The following is a 15,453-nucleotide window of genomic DNA, read 5'->3' as shown; positions in this document are numbered from 1 at the left end:
CACGGTGGGATGTCGCGGAGGCGCCGTGGGATCTCATCCCCGGAACTGGAAGCCAGTGTAGGTCTGCGCCGCGGACGTGCGGCCGCACGCGTGCAACAGAGCGTAACGGTCATTGTTCGTCATCTGGGCCGTCGGACGCGCGGCCGCGTCATAAGCTCACGGCATGGCAGACATAATCAGAGCGGGCGATTCCGGATCGCCGATCACCGTCGGCGTCGCCCTCGAGGGCGGCGGGTGGCACCCCGCGGCCTGGCGCGAGGACGGTGCCGGGCCCGAGACACTCTTCACCGCGGCGTACTGGCAGGGACTCATCGACATCGCCGATGAGGCCGGCCTCGACTACGCCACGCTCGAGGACGCGCTCAGTACGCGCAGCGCCGGCTTCGGCGCTCCGGACGACGATCCGGGGCTCCGCCCCGAGATCGTGGAGGGCCGTCTCGACGCACTGCTCACCGCCAGCTGGCTCGCCCCGCGCACGACCCGCATCGGGCTGATCCCGACGGTCACCACGACGCACACCGAGCCGTTCCACGTCGCGACCGCCCTGCAGACCCTCGACCACGTCTCCGAGGGCCGGGCGGGGTGGCAGCTGCGCATCTCGGGGGACGCCGCCTCGGCCCGCGCCTTCGGGCGGCGCCCCGCTCCCGAGATCGACCTCGCCGACGTCCTCGCGGGCGAGCCCGACGCCGGCCTCGACGCGCTGCTCGGCGACGCGGCCGACGTCGCCGAGACGGCCCGCCGGCTCTGGGACAGCTGGGAGGAGGACGCCATCATCCGCGACGTCGCCACCGGTCGCTTCCTTGACCGCGACCGCGTGCACCACATCCGCTTCGCGAGCGAGCGCTTCTCGGTCATCGGTCCCTCGATCGTGCCGCGCTCGCCGCAGGGTCAGCTGCCCGTGACCCTGCTGTCGCACTCGCCGCGGGTCCACGCCCTCGCCGCCGAGACGGCCGACGTCGTCTTCATCACGCCCGAGAACCCCTCGCCCCGCGCGGGCGCCTCCCGCGGCAAGCCCGTCGCCGAGATCGTCGCCGAGGTGCGCGCCGCCGAGCGGGCGGCCGATCGCGCGGGGCGCGGGCTCGCGCCGCTGCGCATCGTCGCCGACCTCGTCGTCGCGCTCGACGCGCCGGGGGAGGCCGCGACGGACCGTCTCGATCGGCTCGACGACCTTGCCGGAACGCCGTTCGCGAGCGACGCGCGCGTCGCCGCCGGCTCCCCGGAACGCGTCGCCGACCTCATCGGCGACTGGCTCGGCGCGGGGATCGACGGCGTCAGGCTGCGCCCGCTCGCGCTGCCCCACGACCTCACCGCCATCGCGGAGCGGCTGCTCCCCGTGCTGCGCGACCGCGGCCTCGCGGCGCCCGGCGGCGCGGATCCCCGCCCCCTGCGCGAGGTCTTCGGCCTCGCGTCCGCTCCCAACCGCTATGCGGTCGCCCGCGCCGCGGGCGACGCGTCCGAGGAGGCCGCAGCATGACCACCCCCGATCCCGCGCGGCGCCAGGTCCATCTGGTCGCCCACTTCCCGGGCGTCAACAGCGCCACCGTGTGGAGCGATCCCGCATCCGGGAGCCAGATCGACTTCGCCTCCTTCCGCCACTTCGCGCGGACGGCGGAGCGCGGCCTCTTCGACTACGTCTTCCTCGCCGAGGGCCTGCGCCTGCGCGAGCACGGCGGCAGGATCCACGACCTCGACGTCGCCGGTCGGCCCGCGACCCTCGCGATCCTCGCGGCCATGGCCTCGGTGACCCGCAACATCGGCGTGGTCGGCACCCTCACGAGCACCTTCAACGAACCGACCGAGCTCGCGAGGCAGCTCGCCACGATCGACCACCTCTCCGGCGGGCGGGTCGGCTGGAACGTGGTGACGTCGCCCGACGCCTTCCACGGCGCCAACTTCCGCCGCGGCGGCTTCCTCCCGTACGCCGAGCGCTACACGCGGGCCGAGGAGTTCGTGGCGCTCGCGAAGGCCCTCTGGGACTCCTGGGAGGCCGGGGCGATCCTCGCCGACCGCGAGGCCGGGCGCTTCGTCGATCCCGAGCGCGTGCACCGGGTCCGCCACCGCGGCCCCCAGTTCGACGTCGCCGCGACGAGCACCGTGCCGCGCAGCCCGCAGGGCTACCCCGTCATCGTGCAGGCCGGCGACTCCCCGGCCGGCCGCGACTTCGCCGCGGCCAACGCCGAGATCATCTTCTCCCGCCACACCGGCTACGCCGACGGCCAGCAGTTCTACCGCGACGTGAAGGGGCGGCTCCCCGCGGCCGGCCGCGACGAGGACTCGCTCCTCATCCTGCCGGGTGCGAGCTTCGCGCTCGGGGACACCGACGCCGAGGCGCGCGAGCGGGCGCGGGAGATCTCCCTCGCCCAGACGAGCCCGCAGACCGCCGTCGCCTGGGTCGAGGCGATCTGGGGCCGCGCGCTGCCGGGTCTCGATCCCGACGGGCGGCTCCCCGACGCCGAGCCCGGCGAGGGAGAGCAGCGGCAGGGGCAGGTCTCGACCCGGGTGGAGGATCGCATCGCCCGCGCCGCGGAGCTGCGCGCCCGCGCCGAGGCCGAGCGGCTCACGGTGCGCGAGCTCGTCGCCGCCGAGACGGCCCACCACACCTTCGTCGGCTCGCCGGCGACGATCGCGGCGGAGATCGACCGCTACGTGCAGGGCCGCGCCTCCGACGGCTTCGTGCTCGTGCCGCACCTCACGCCCGGCGGCCTCGACGAGTTCGTCGACCGCGTCGTGCCGCTGCTGCAGGAGCGCGGCGTCTTCCGCACCGAGTACGCGGTGGACCCGGTCACCGGGGCGAACCCGACCCTGCGGCGCACGCTCGGGCTCCCCGAGCCGCAGCGGCCGGACTCGGCGCGGTACCGACCCGAGGGCGGGCCGGGCGACGCCTCGGCCGCGGAGTCCGTGCCTGAGGACGCCGCCGTGCCCGAGGAGGTGCCGGCGTGACGAGCGGCATCGCGGACGCGCCCCCGCGGCGCGAACCCACGCCCGCGGCCGCGGCGCTCGCCGCCCTCGGGCCCGACTACGCCTTCGCCTACGTCGGCTACCGCGACCCGCTCGCGGCGCCGCTGCTGCGGGACCTCGAGCGCGAGTACGACGAGCGCTACGGCGTCGAGGTCTTCGGGGAGGCGGCGATCGTCGAGATTGAGCGCTACCCCGCCGAGGACTTCGCGCCGCCGCGCGGTTCGTTCCTGCTCCTCCTGCAGGCCGGCGAGCCGGTCTCGGGCGGCGCCTTCATGCCGCACGCCGAGGGCGTCGCGGAGGTGAAGCGGGTGTGGACCCGCGGCGACCGGCGCGGCGAGGGACTCGCCCGCGTCGTGCTCACGGAGCTCGAGGAGCAGGCCGTGCGCCTCGGATACCGCCGCATCTACCTCACCACGGGGCCGCGGCAGCCCGAGGCCCGGGCGCTCTACCTGCGCCACGGCTACACGCCGCTCTTCGACACCGCGCTCTCGGGCGAGGAGATCGGCGGGACGCTGCCCTTCGAGAAGACGCTCGTCGGGCCCGGGGCCGACGCGAGCGCGTCGCGGCCGTGAGCGGGGAGGGCGCCGCGGCGACGGAGATGCGGATCGTGTGCGTCGGAGCCGGCCCCGCCGCCGTGATGATCCTCGAGCGGATCCTCGCGAACCACGCGAGGGACTTCGCGTCGCTCGTGCTCGACATCCGCCTCGTCGACCCGTACGAACCGGGGGGCGGGCGGATCTGGCGGCGAGAGCAGTCGCCGCTCCTGAAGCTCAACACGCTGCTGCGCGACGACACGGTGTTCACCGACGCCTCCTGCCGGATCGAGGGTCCCGTCGCCCCGGGCCCCTCGCTCGCCGAGTGGATCGCGGAGATGATCGCGGGGCGGATCCCCCGCCCCGACTGGTGGGACGCGCGCCTCGAAGCGGAGATCCGCGAGGCCCGCGACGACGCCTTCCCGACGCGGCGCCTGAACAACGCCTACCTGAGCTGGGCCTACGGCGAGATCGTGCGCCGGGCCGCGCCGGGCGCGACCGTCGCCTGGCACGAGGACCGGGTGACGGCGGTCGAGGATCTCGGGGATCCCGGGCCCGGAGCCGTGCCGGAGCGCGGGTCTCCGGGGGCGGGGTCCGCGCGCGCGTCGCGCTACCGCGTGCGGCTCGCCTCGGGGGCGGCGCTCGCCGCCGATATCGTCGTGCACGCGATCGGGCACAACGGGTCCGAGCCCTCGGGGCCATCCGTCGCCCTCGGCGACTTCGCCCGCCGTCACGGCCTGCGGTACGTGCCGCCGGCGTTCACGGCGGACGTGCCGCTCGACTGGGTGCCTGCGGGGGAGGACGTCATCGTGCGGGGCATGGGCCTCGCCGCCGTCGATCTCGTCGTGCTGCTCACCGAGGGGCGCGGCGGTCGCTACGAGCGCGCGGGGGATCGGCTCGTCTACCGCCCGAGCGGTCGCGAGCCCGTGCTGCACCTCGGCTCGCGCCGCGGCGTCCCCTACCGCTCCAAGATCACGAGCGCGCTCGCGGGCGATCCCGTGCGCCTCGAGTACGTCGGCCCGGCGTTCCGCGAGGCGGCGGCCCGCTCCGGCGAGCCGCTCGACTTCGAGCGCGACGTCTGGCCGCTCCTCGCCTCCGAGATGGTCACGGGGTACTACCGCGAGCTCGGCACCGGGCACCCCGAGGCGCTGCGGGGGTCGTGGGACGATTTCGCCGCGCGCCTGCGGGAGACCCTCGCGGAACCCGAGGGGTACCGCTCGGCGGCGCTGCGCGCGCTCGTCGCGGAGCGGGTCCCCGATCCGCTCGATCGCTTCGACCTCGACGCCTTCGACCGGCCGCTCGCCGTGCCCGAGGACGGCGACGGCGCCGGCGACGGCGCGGGTGCCGGCGCGGGTGCTGGTATGGGTGCCGGCTTCGGCGCCGGCGCCGGTGACGGTACGGCCGCCGCAGTCGGTGGCACCGCGGCTGATGCTGGCGCCGGTGCTGATGCCGGCGCCGCGGCTGATGCTGATGCCGACGCCGAAGCGCTGCAGCGCCGGGTGCGCGCTCACATCGCGCGCGACCTCGAGCTCCGCACCAGCCAGCGCCGCAGCGCGACGCAGGGGCTCTTCATGACCGTGCTCTTCGCCTACCTGTCGATCGCCGAGGTGCCGCCGGAGCGCTGGAACGCCCGCAGCCGGACCCGCCTGCTGCCGCGACGGTGGCTGCCGTACTTCAGCTATCTCGCGAGCGGGCCGCCCGGGCACCGGCTCGAGGAGCTCCTCGCGCTCTCGGAGGCGGGGCTGCTGCGCTTCCTCGGCGGCGAGCTGGAGCTCGAGACGGACGAGGCTGCGGGGGAGTTCGCGGCCCGCGGATCCGCCCGCGTCGCCGGGCGGACGGTGCGCGCCGCGGCGCGCGCCCGCATCCTCATCGACGCCTGGCTGCCGGAGGCGACGGCGGCGACGAGCGACAACCCGCTGCTGCGCCAGCTCATCGCGAGCGGGCAGGCGCAGGAGCTCGCGGTCGCCGATGCGCAGCACGCCGGCAGCACCGGGCAGCTCGCCGTGACGGCCGATGGCCGTCTCCCGGGCGTGGGCCGCCAGTTCGCGATGGGGCCCTTCACCGCGACGCCGACCGGCGGGGCCTTCACCCGGCCCGGCCTCGACTCGCTGCCGTTCCGGCTGAACGACCGTCTCGCGCGCGCCCTGCTCGCCGACGCCGCGGAGCTCGCCTCGGCCCGTGCGGCCGAGCGCTCTCCCGCAGGCCTCGCGTAGCGTCGGCGTTTCTTGCGCTGTGTTGCAACGGTGCTTGGTCGGCCGCATCGAGCCACATAAGCTCAACGCATATCTCCCATAGTCGAATGTGATCGAATCGGGCGCCCGCCCGAGATCCCGAACCGTGAAGGACCCGCACATGACCGCAACGCTCGAGGCCCCCGCAGAGGTGGTGAACCGATCCGCCACCCGGCCGACGCCGCAGGACGTCGTGCCGCTGAAGCACTGGTGGCGCTGGATCTTCAGCGCGATCGCGGTGTTCCTGCTGGCCCAGCTCGTGTGGACCTTCTTCTCGAACCCGCAGTGGCGGTGGCACGTGTTCGCCGAGTACTTCTTCAACGACGCCGTGCTGCGCGGCCTGTGGCTGACGCTCTGGCTCACCGCGGTCTCGGCCGTCATCGGCTTCCTGCTCGGCGGACTCCTCGCCCTCGCACGGCTCTCGGGATCGCCGCTGCTGAACTCCTTCGCATGGGGCTTCATCTGGTTCTTCCGCTCCGTGCCGCTCGTCGTGCAGCTGGTGATCTGGTACAACCTCGGCTACCTGTTCCCCACGCTCGGCATCGGCTGGCCCTTCACCTACGACTTCTGGGTCGTCGAGTTCGACACCGTCCGCCTGCTCTCCTCCTCCGTGGCGGCGATCCTCGGCCTCTCGCTGCACCAGGCGGCGTACTCCGCCGAGATCATCCGCGGCGGCCTCCTCTCCGTCGACCAGGGGCAGATCGAGGCGGCGAAGGCGCTCGGCATCCCGCGCAGCCGCCGCTTCTTCCGCATCACGCTGCCGCAGGCGGCGCGGGCGATCCTCCCCAATGCCTTCAACGAGGTCATCGGCCTCCTCAAGGGCACCTCGGTCGTCTTCATCGTGGCGCTGCCCGAGCTCTTCTACACAGTCCAGGTCATCTACAACCGCAATCAGCAGGTCGTGCCGCTGCTGCTCGTCGCCGCGGTCTGGTACACGATCTTCACGACCGTGCTCAGCGTGGCCCAGTACTACATCGAGCGCCGCTTCGCGCGCGGCACCGCGCGCGAGCTGCCGCCCACGCCGCTGCAGAAGCTGCGCCGCAGCATCCGACGCGTCGTCGGGCGGGGGAGCGGCGCCGCCCGCGACCGCTCGGAGGCGTCCGGCGCGGAGGCGCCCGCGAGCGCCTCGCCCCACACCGTCGCCGCACTCAACTCGAGCGTGCATTAGGAGGCCCGCCATGACGATCAATGCCATCACCGACACCCCGGTCGATCCCGCCGGGGCCGTCGCCGATCCCGCGGTCGCCGTCGATCCTGCTGCCGCGCCCGCGTCCGCTGCGGGATCCGACGCGAGCGCCGGGCCGGCGCCCCGCACGGGCCTCGTGGAGATCGCGGGCGTGCACAAGTCGTACGGCGAGCACGAGGTGCTCCACGACATCACGCTTACGGTGCGCCCGGGCCAGGTGGTCACGCTCCTCGGCCCCTCGGGCTCCGGGAAGTCGACCCTGCTGCGCGCCATCAACCACCTCGAGACGATCGACGCCGGATCGATCACGATCGACGGCGAGTACATCGGCTACGAGCGCCGCGGCGGCAAGCTGCACGAGCTCCACGAGAAGCAGGTGCTGCAGCGCCGCACGCGGGTCGGCATGGTCTTCCAGAACTTCAACCTCTTCCCGCACCTCACCGCGCTCGAGAACATCATCGAGGCCCCCTCGGGCTGAAGCGGGCGAAGAAGGCCGAGGCCATCGCCCAGGCGCGCGTGCTGCTCGACCGGGTCGGACTCGCCGACCGCGCCGATCACTACCCGAGGCAGCTCTCGGGGGTCAGCAGCAGCGCGTCGCGATCGCGCGGGCCCTCGCCCTCGAACCCGACGTGCTGCTCTTCGACGAGCCGACGAGCGCACTCGACCCCGAACTGGTCGGCGAGGTGCTCCGGGTGATTCGCGACCTCGCCCACGGCGGCACGACGCTCATCATCGTCACCCACGAGATCGGCTTCGCCACCGAGGTGTCGGATCACGTCGTCTTCCTCGACGCCGGCCGCGTCGTCGAGGAGGGCACGCCCGACCAGGTGCTGCGCGCTCCGGAGCAGGCGCGCACCCAGGAGTTCCTGGACTGGGTGATCTAGCCGAAGGATCCCCAGCCCGCCCGATCCCCGTCGCCGCCCCCGCTCCCGTCCTGCTTCCGCCCAGGCTCCCGTCCCGCTTCCGCATCGCGATCCTCTGCCCGCCCCGTTTCCGCCCAGCCCCGTTCCGCGCTCTCCGACCCGCCCCGCGCCCTCCGACCCGTCCCGCCCCGCTCCGCTCCGTTCCGCCCGCTCCGCTCCGCCCCGCTTCCGCCCCGCGCGCAGCTTCGGTCGTGGATGCGGCGTCGGTCGGACGAATGCGCCCGAAAACGTCTCACCGAACCCGCATCGCGCACCGAATCGCGATCCTCCGCCCACCCCATCCGTACACCGAAGGACTCATCATGCCCCTCACGCCCAGCACCCGACGCGCCGGCATCGGCCTCGCGCTCCTGACCGCCGTCGCGCTCTCCGGGCTCACCGCCTGCAGCGCCGTCGTCACCGACGAGGACTCGGCGGCCGCCGCGCCCGCCTCCTCCGGGACCACCGCCGGGGAGTCGCCGTTCGATCTCACCAGCGCGAACGCCGACGACCGCCCGCGCATCGACCCCGTCCCGGAGGCCGTCGAGGCGCTCGAGGCGAGCGGCTTCGAACCCATCCAGGACGGCAAGCTCACGGTCGCCGTCTCCGCGTACGAGGCCCCGCTCGGCTTCCTCGCCGAGGACGACAACGCGACGCTGCTCGGCATCGAGCCGGACATCGCGAGCCTCGTGGCCGACGGCCTCGGGCTCGAGTTCGCCCCGGAGAACGTCGCCTGGGCCGACTGGCCGCTCGGCGTCGAGTCCGGCAAGTACGACGTCGTCGTCTCCAACGTCACCGTGACGGAGGAGCGCAAGGACCTCTTCGACTTCGCCACCCACCGCAACGACGTGCTCGCCTTCTCCGTCGCCGCCGACAGCGACATCGAGTCGATCACGAAGGCCGAGGACGTCGCCGGCCTCAAGGTCGTCGTGGGCAGCGGGACGAATCAGGAGAAGATCCTGCTCGACTGGTTCGCCGAGAACGAGGCCAACGGGCTCGAGCCGGGCGAGCCCGTCTACTACGACGACAACGCCGCGGGGCAGCTCGCCCTCGTCTCCGGCCGCGTCGACGCCGTCTTCGGGCCGAACCCGACGGCCGCGTACGTCGCCGCGGTGAGCGGGGAGTCCAAGGTCGTCGGCACGCTCAACGGCGGGTACCCCGAGAACGCCCAGATCGGGGTGACCACGGCGAAGGGCAACGGGCTCATCGATCCCGTCGCGATCGTGCTCAACTCGATCATCGAGGACGGCACCTACGCCGAGGCGCTCGCGCGCTGGGACCTCGAGGACGAGGCCGTCGAGGAATCCCTGGTCAACCCGCCCGGCCTGCCCCGCCCGTAACCCGGGGCGGCACCCGCCGCAGCGGGCGGGGCATCGGCTCCCGATGTCCCGCCCGCTGCGCGCGAATCAGTGATCGCGCGCATCCCGGAGACGCGATCCCGCGCCACGGGGTCCGTTGCGATCCCGCCCCTCTCCCATTCACCCATTCCGAGACCTGGAGCATCATGTCACGTCGTACCCGCCTCTCCCTCGCCGTCCTGGCGGGGGTCGGAGCCCTCGCCCTCGCCGCCTGCTCGGCCATCGTCACCGACGACGAGAAGTCGGCGAAGGAGGCCGCCGCCCCCGAGACGAGCGAGGTCGCCTTCGACCTCACCTCGGCGAACGTCGAGACCCGTCCCCACATCGAGCCGGTCGCCGAGGCCGTCGACGCGCTCGCCGAGAGCGGCTTCGAGCCCGTCCAGGAGGGGAAGCTCACCGTCGCGATCCTCGGCGCGGGCGCCCCGCCGACCTCGTTCTTCGCCGAGGACGACTCCACGACGATCATCGGCAGCGACGCCGATTTCGCCTCGCTCATCGCCGAGGGGCTCGACCTCGAGTACGCGCCCGAGAACGTCGCCTGGGCCGACTGGCCGCTCGGCGTCGAATCCGGCAAGTACGACATCGCCCTCATCAACATCGGCGTCACCGAGGAGCGCAAGGAGCTCTTCGACTTCGCGACCTACCGCGACGCCGTCATGGCGTTCACCGTGGCCGCGGGCTCCGAGATCACGGAGATCGCCGAGCCCGCGGACGTCTCGGGGCTGAAGGTCATCGTCGGCAGCGGCACGAACCAGGAGGCGTACCTGCTCGACTGGTTCGCGCAGAACGAGCAGGCCGGGATCGACCCCGGCGAGGCCGTGTACTACGAGGATACGGCCGCCGGGCTCCTGGCGCTCACCTCGGGGCGCGCGGACGTGAGCATCCTGCCCTACTCCCTCGCCGCGTTCCAGGCCGCGACCCTCGGGGAGACCGCGGTCGTCGGCAAGTTCAACAGCGCGTACCCGGTCGACGGCCAGGTCGGCGCGGTGACGGCGAAGGGCAGCGGGCTCGTCGATCCCGTGTCGATCGTGCTCAACACCCTCATCGAGGACGGCACCTACGCCGAGGTGCTCGAGCGCTGGGGTCAGCAGGAGGAGGCGGTCGCCGAGTCGCTCGTCAACCCGCCGGGACTGCCCCGCCCGTAGACCTCCGCGCCGCGCTTCGCGGTTCTTGCGCTTTCTGAGTTCTTCGCACGTCAGGAGTTGTCACCTGGGACCGGTCCAGGCGACAACTCCTGACGTGCGAAGAGCGGGGAAGAAGCACGGGGAGGCGAAGTGCGGGGAGTGGAGAAACGGGGAGCCGGGAACCGGGGAACCGGGGAGAGCCGAGACGGCTCAGGCCGGGGGCTCGACGCCGGGACGGAGCTCCCCGGCCTCGACGCGGATCCGCAGCCGGTTCTCCGGGGGCGGGAAGGGGCAGGTCGCGCTGTCCGAATAGGCGCAGGGCGGGTTCGTGGCCCGGTTGAAGTCGATGACGACGGTCGTGTCGTCGACGGGGTCGACGGAGACGTTTCGCGCGGCAGGGAAGGTGAGCTCGCCGCCCGTCGCGTCCGCGAAGATCGCGCGGAGGTCGCCGGCCTCGGCCGAGCCGAAGAGCGTGAGCGCGACGGTCTCGCCGTCGACCTCGAACTCCGCGATCCCCGAGGAGTCGTAGTGCTGCGTGCGGTCGGCGCCCGCCGCGGACGGCACCTCCACGCCGGCTCGCGCATGCGGCGTGAAACGAGCCGTCACGCGCCACTCCTCGCGCGGAGCGAAGGTGCGGGTGCCGGTGTAGTCCGTGCGGGCGGGCGCGTTCGGATCGCGGGGGCGCACGATGATCCCGCCGCTGCGGGCGGCGATGTCGAGCTGCACCTCGCCCCAGGCGAGCGCGGTGCCGGCCATGCCGGTGAGCGGTCCCAGCTCGATCGTCCCAGAGACGGCCTCGCCGCCCCGGCTCACCCCGTCGCCGGGCTCCAGCTCCACCGTGACGAGCCCCTCGCCGTCGGCGCTCCATATGCCCGGGAGCCCGGGGAGCCGCCGGGGTTCGCCCGACAGCCAGTGCATCGCCGTGGGGCTCAGCGGTCCGTACGGCGCGGTGCGCGCCGCCTCGACTTCGGCGTGCCACGCCGCGTGCGCGTCCGTGAACGGCGTGCTGGCGGATGAGGCGGGATCGGTGCCCACGGGCACGGTGCGTTCGGTCACGTCGCTCCTTCGAGTCTGGACTGCAGCGTCCCCCCACGAAACCACACGAGCCCGAACGTCGGGTGAATGCGACGCCGGATGACGACGGACGGGGCCATCACTGTGCGCGCGGCAGGGGGCGGAGCAGCCGGTGCATGGACGACTCCGCCGTCGCCCAGGCGACGAAACGGTCCAGGAGGGCGTGGATCTCGGCCTCCCCGTGATGCCCCGCGTGCCAGCTCGCCCACTCCGTGATCTCGATGTCGTGCCCCTCCGCCGTGAGCAGTGCGGCCGTGAGACCGAAGCCCGGCGGCTCGACCCCGAGTGCGATGCCGCCGGATCCGGCGGCCATGGCCTGCGCCATGGGCCCGCTGCTGGCCTCCCGGAGGCGCGGCGGGCGCGGCATCCCCGACACGATCGATGCGAGACGTTCGAAGACGACCGTCTCGCGATTCGAGGTGAAGGCCTCCTCGTCGGCGAGCTCGGCCACATCGATCGTGGCCCTGCCGTGGTGGCGACTGCCCGGAGCGCAGTGGACGAGGAGGGGCACCGCGAAGAGCGCACGACTCGCGTACCCGTCCGCGGGTGCCATCGGCACGATCGCGATGTCGGCCCGATTGCGCACGAGGTGGTCGTGGACCGCCCGCGTCGGCGCCTCGATGACGTCGGAGACCCCCTGTTCGCCCGAGGCGATGAACGGAGCCAGGAAGGCCGACCCCACGATGCTCGGGCAGGCCACGGTGAAACGCATGCCCGAGCCCGCGCGGCCCCGGATGAAGCGCGAGGCTGTGCCGAACTGCAGCTGCAGGCTCCGGGCGACGGGCAGGAACTCGGCGCCCAGGGCGTTCAGGGCGAGACCCGTGGCGTTCCTGAGGAACAGCGGATGCCCCACCGCGGCCTCGAGTCCCTTGATGCGACGGGAGAGCGCGGGCTGGGTGATCCCCACCTCCGCAGCCGCGGCATTCGTGGATCCGTGGTCGACGACCGCGATGAACGCCTCGATCATCGAGTACTCGAGAGCGTTATGCGTCTTGTGCATATCGCATAGTATATGTCGCTATTTGACGCATAGCCCGCCACCGGGGAGGATGCTGAACGCGCCGCGAACCGCGCGTGCCACGCACTTGAGCGAAGAAGGTCAGTCATGTCATCAGTCCGCGACGCCGGGAAAAAGCCCGGCCTCGGCAAGGGAACGCTCGGCGCATTCGTCGGCACCGCGATCGAGTGGTACGACTTCTTCATCTTCGGCACGGCCGCGGCGCTCGTCTTCAGCCGGGTCTTCTACCCGGACATCGCACCGGGCGCGGGCCTGCTCGCGTCGTTCGCGACCTTCTGGGTGGGATTCCTCGCGCGCCCGCTCGGCGGGATCGTGTTCGGCCACTTCGGCGACAAGTTCGGACGGAAGAACGTCCTCGTCGTCACGCTGCTCCTCATGGGGATCGCGACGACGCTGATCGGAGCGCTCCCGAGCTACGCGCAGATCGGGATCGCCGCTCCCATCCTCCTCGTCCTCCTCCGCGCGCTCCAGGGCTTCGCGGTCGGCGGGGAATGGGGCGGCGCCGTACTGCTCGCCACCGAGGGCGCGGATGCGCAGAAGAAGGGGCTCGCGGGCACCTGGGTCCAGCAGGGCTCCCCGGCCGGAGCGATCCTCGCCGCCGTGATCTTCCTCATCGTGGGCAATCTCCCCGACGCGCAGTTCTTCTCGTGGGGCTGGCGCATCCCCTTCCTCCTGTCCGCGGTGCTCGTGATCGTCGCGCTGCTCATCCGCATGCGGGTGCAGGAATCCGAGGAGTTCGTCGCCACGAAGGCGACCAGGCAGGTCGTCAAGGTGCCGCTCATCCGGGTCTTCGCGACCGCGCCCCGCGCGCTGGTGTTCGGGATCCTCGCATCGATCCTCGGCATCTCCGTGGCGTACTTCACCAACACCTTCCTGCTCGCCTGGACCACCGGCACGCTGGAGATGGATCGCCAGACGATCCAGCTGATCCTGCTCGTCGGGTCGATCTTCCAATTCATCTGGCAGCCGATCGCGGCGCTCATCGCCGAGCGCGTCGGCGCACCCGCCGTCATGATCGCGAGTCTGGCGCTGACGCTGCTCCTCGTCGTCCCCTTCTTCCTGGCGATCATGTCCCAGAACTACGTCTTCCTGGCCGTCATGGCCGTCCTCAACACCTGCGCGGGCGCCGGCTACTACGGGCTCCTCGCGAACGCGCTGGCCGAGGCCTTCGACGTGAATGTGCGCTACACCGGGGTCTCCGCCGCATATCAGATCTGCGCCACGATCATCGGCGGCTCCACGCCGCTCATCGCCCAGTCGCTGCTGACCGGCGTCGGCCCCTGGGCGGTCGCGATCTACTACGCGGCGCTCGTGCTGCTCACCGTGCTCGGCGTGCTGGGGTTGCGCCGCGTCTCCCTGCGACGGTCCGCGACGACCACCGCCGCACCCCTTCCGACCACCGCCGACTGAGGAGTCCGCATGCTCATCGATACCATCTTCGAGAACGCGCGGGCGCGCACCCTGGATCCCGTCCGCCCCACCGCACGACGCTTCGGCGTGCTGCACGGCCGCATCGTCGGCCTCGACGAGGAACTCGACGGGGCCGAGGCGCGGCGCACGGTCGACCTCGCGGGCGCCCATGTGCTCCCCGGCTTCAACGACGCCCATCTGCACCTGTCGTTGTGGGGCGCACGGCTCGCGGCCATGGATCTCCGCCCGGGATCCGTCGACTCGCTCGACGAGCTGTATGCGGCCGTCGCGGAGCGCGCGCGCGGGCTCGGTCCCGACGAGTGGATCCGCGGTTCCGGCTACGACCAGAACGTGCTCGGGGGGCACCCCACCGCCGAGCGGCTCGACGCAGCCGCGGGCGGCCGCCCGGTGCTCCTCGAGCACGTCTCGGCGCACATGGTCGTCATCAACACGCGCGCCTTCGAGCTCGCGGGCCATCCCGGACGCCTCGATGTCCCCGACGTGGACGGCGGCGGCATCCCGAGGGACGCCGAGGGGCGGGCGACCGGCCTGCTCCAGGAGGCGGCGATGAACCTCGCATACAACCTCGTTCGTCCCACGCCGGAGGAGGAGGTGATCCGGAACCTGGGCCTCGCCTCCGAGCGCGCGTTGAGCTACGGGATCACCTCCGCGACGGAGCCCGGGCTCGGCGACCCGTTCATGGTGGGCAACAGTCCGATGGATTTCGGGATCTTCCAGGAAGCGGTCGACCGGGGCATCCTGCGCGTCCGGATGACGCTCATGCCCTACTTCACGACGCTGCACGGCATCGCCGCGTCCGGCGACCCGGCGTATCGCGGCATCGACCTCGGGATCCGGAGCGGAATGGGCGACGAGCGCCTGCGCATCGGTCCGGTGAAGATGCTCACCGACGGTTCGTTCATCGGCCGCTCCGCGGCCATGCACCGCTGCTACCACGGGGAGCCCGACAATCACGGCATCATGGTCGTCAGCCCGCAGGAGGCGGAGGAACTCGCTGTCGGCGCGCACCGCGCGGGCTGGCAGCTCGCCTTCCACGCGATCGGAGATGCCGCCATCGATGCGGCCCTCGACGCCTTCGAGGCCGCCCAGCGCGCGTATCCCCGTCCCGATGCGCGGCCGCGGATCGAGCACTTCGCGCTCGCATCGGACGCGCAGATCGCCCGCGCGGCGGCGCTCGGCGCGATCGCCGTACCGCAGGCGATCTTCATCCGGGACTTCGGGGACGGCATGGCGGCTGCGATGGGCGACGACCGCCGCGAGCTGATCTACCGGGTGCGATCGCTGCTGTCCGCGGGGATGACGGTGCCCGGGTCGACCGACGCCCCGGTCTCGGACGCGAACCCCATCGACGCGATCGCGTCGATGGTCACCCGGCGCACGAGCGGCGGAGAGGTGCTGAACGCCGCAGAGGCGATCACCGTCGATGAGGCCGTTCGCGCCTACACCCACGGCTCCGCCTACGCGACGCGGCAGGAGGAGCAGCTCGGTCGTCTGCGCGCCGGGATGCTCGCGGACTTCGTGACCCTCAGCCAGGACATGTTCGCCGTGCCGAGCGAGGAGATCGCCGACACGCGCGTCACGGCGACCTACGTCGGCGGCGAGCGGGTCTTCGTCCGCGGGCCGGGAGCATAATGGGGG

The 15,453-nt window shown here is 72.6% G+C and carries 11 protein-coding genes and 1 pseudogene; 10 read left to right on the top strand and 2 right to left on the bottom strand.

Going from position 1 to position 15,453, the window contains the following annotated elements:
- Positions 1–163 precede the first annotated feature (163 nt).
- The 8 genes and pseudogenes from MUN78_RS14310 (at position 164) to MUN78_RS14275 (ending at position 10,313) form a co-directional block, all read left to right on the top strand.
- Positions 164–1,474 carry an LLM class flavin-dependent oxidoreductase gene (locus MUN78_RS14310; RefSeq protein ID WP_244727300.1) on the top strand — a complete coding sequence of 437 codons (1,311 nt, stop codon included), beginning with the start codon at positions 164–166 and terminating at the stop codon, positions 1,472–1,474.
- The gene (locus MUN78_RS14305) at positions 1,471–2,940 is read left to right on the top strand and encodes an NtaA/DmoA family FMN-dependent monooxygenase (RefSeq protein WP_244727298.1); all 1,470 of its coding nucleotides are present in this window, start codon (positions 1,471–1,473) and stop codon (positions 2,938–2,940) included. The genes MUN78_RS14310 and MUN78_RS14305 overlap by 4 nt, the downstream gene beginning before the upstream one ends.
- The gene (locus MUN78_RS14300) at positions 2,937–3,530 is read left to right on the top strand and encodes a GNAT family N-acetyltransferase (RefSeq protein ID WP_244727296.1); all 594 of its coding nucleotides are present in this window, start codon (positions 2,937–2,939) and stop codon (positions 3,528–3,530) included. The genes MUN78_RS14305 and MUN78_RS14300 overlap by 4 nt, the downstream gene beginning before the upstream one ends.
- Entirely contained in the window at positions 3,527–5,704 is a 2,178-nt protein-coding gene (locus MUN78_RS14295) for an FAD/NAD(P)-binding protein (protein ID WP_244727293.1), read from the top strand. The genes MUN78_RS14300 and MUN78_RS14295 overlap by 4 nt, the downstream gene beginning before the upstream one ends.
- 139 nt (positions 5,705–5,843) lie before the next feature.
- The gene (locus MUN78_RS14290) at positions 5,844–6,890 is read left to right on the top strand and encodes an amino acid ABC transporter permease (RefSeq protein ID WP_244727290.1); all 1,047 of its coding nucleotides are present in this window, start codon (positions 5,844–5,846) and stop codon (positions 6,888–6,890) included.
- A 10-nt stretch (positions 6,891–6,900) separates the two neighbouring features.
- Positions 6,901–7,792 (top strand): annotated as a pseudogene (locus MUN78_RS14285) (amino acid ABC transporter ATP-binding protein).
- Positions 7,793–8,133: 341 nt separating this feature from the next.
- Positions 8,134–9,150 carry an ABC transporter substrate-binding protein gene (locus MUN78_RS14280; protein ID WP_244727289.1) on the top strand — a complete coding sequence of 339 codons (1,017 nt, stop codon included), beginning with the start codon at positions 8,134–8,136 and terminating at the stop codon, positions 9,148–9,150.
- A gap of 164 nt (positions 9,151–9,314) precedes the next feature.
- Positions 9,315–10,313 (top strand): transporter substrate-binding domain-containing protein, encoded by a 999-nt coding sequence (locus tag MUN78_RS14275; RefSeq protein ID WP_244727287.1) that lies wholly within the window; start codon positions 9,315–9,317, stop codon positions 10,311–10,313.
- Between the two features lie 189 nt (positions 10,314–10,502).
- Here MUN78_RS14275 and MUN78_RS14270 read toward each other — a convergent pair whose 3' ends face one another.
- Together MUN78_RS14270 and MUN78_RS14265 are read right to left on the bottom strand one after the other, a co-directional pair.
- Positions 10,503–11,348 (bottom strand): DUF1684 domain-containing protein, encoded by an 846-nt coding sequence (locus tag MUN78_RS14270; RefSeq protein WP_244727285.1) that lies wholly within the window; start codon positions 11,346–11,348, stop codon positions 10,503–10,505.
- Between the two features lie 97 nt (positions 11,349–11,445).
- The gene (locus MUN78_RS14265) at positions 11,446–12,366 is read right to left on the bottom strand and encodes a LysR family transcriptional regulator (protein WP_244727283.1); all 921 of its coding nucleotides are present in this window, start codon (positions 12,364–12,366) and stop codon (positions 11,446–11,448) included.
- Between the two features lie 105 nt (positions 12,367–12,471).
- Between MUN78_RS14265 and MUN78_RS14260 the strand changes: the two genes are divergently transcribed.
- Together MUN78_RS14260 and MUN78_RS14255 are read left to right on the top strand one after the other, a co-directional pair.
- Positions 12,472–13,794 carry an MFS transporter gene (locus tag MUN78_RS14260; RefSeq protein WP_244727282.1) on the top strand — a complete coding sequence of 441 codons (1,323 nt, stop codon included), beginning with the start codon at positions 12,472–12,474 and terminating at the stop codon, positions 13,792–13,794.
- Between the two features lie 9 nt (positions 13,795–13,803).
- Entirely contained in the window at positions 13,804–15,447 is a 1,644-nt protein-coding gene (locus MUN78_RS14255; RefSeq protein WP_244727280.1) for an amidohydrolase, read from the top strand.
- Positions 15,448–15,453: the final 6 nt, after the last annotated feature.

It is taken from the genome of Leucobacter allii, assembly GCF_022919155.1.
GTDB classification, from domain to species: Bacteria; Actinomycetota; Actinomycetes; order Actinomycetales; family Microbacteriaceae; genus Leucobacter; species Leucobacter allii.
The sequence above is the reverse complement of the archived record's forward strand: the minus strand, read 5'-3'. Positions and strand labels throughout refer to the sequence as shown.

Bases quoted from the DNA above. Each gene is read 5' to 3' on its own strand.
- MUN78_RS14290 (WP_244727290.1), top strand. From the start codon at position 5,844: ATGACCGCAACGCTCGAGGCCCCCGCAGAGGTGGTGAACCGATCCGCC.
- MUN78_RS14265 (WP_244727283.1), bottom strand. From the start codon at position 12,366: ATGCACAAGACGCATAACGCTCTCGAGTACTCGATGATCGAGGCGTTC.
- MUN78_RS14305 (WP_244727298.1), top strand. From the start codon at position 1,471: ATGACCACCCCCGATCCCGCGCGGCGCCAGGTCCATCTGGTCGCCCAC.
- MUN78_RS14310 (WP_244727300.1), top strand. From the start codon at position 164: ATGGCAGACATAATCAGAGCGGGCGATTCCGGATCGCCGATCACCGTC.
- MUN78_RS14275 (WP_244727287.1), top strand. From the start codon at position 9,315: ATGTCACGTCGTACCCGCCTCTCCCTCGCCGTCCTGGCGGGGGTCGGA.
- MUN78_RS14280 (WP_244727289.1), top strand. From the start codon at position 8,134: ATGCCCCTCACGCCCAGCACCCGACGCGCCGGCATCGGCCTCGCGCTC.
- MUN78_RS14255 (WP_244727280.1), top strand. From the start codon at position 13,804: ATGCTCATCGATACCATCTTCGAGAACGCGCGGGCGCGCACCCTGGAT.
- MUN78_RS14260 (WP_244727282.1), top strand. From the start codon at position 12,472: ATGTCATCAGTCCGCGACGCCGGGAAAAAGCCCGGCCTCGGCAAGGGA.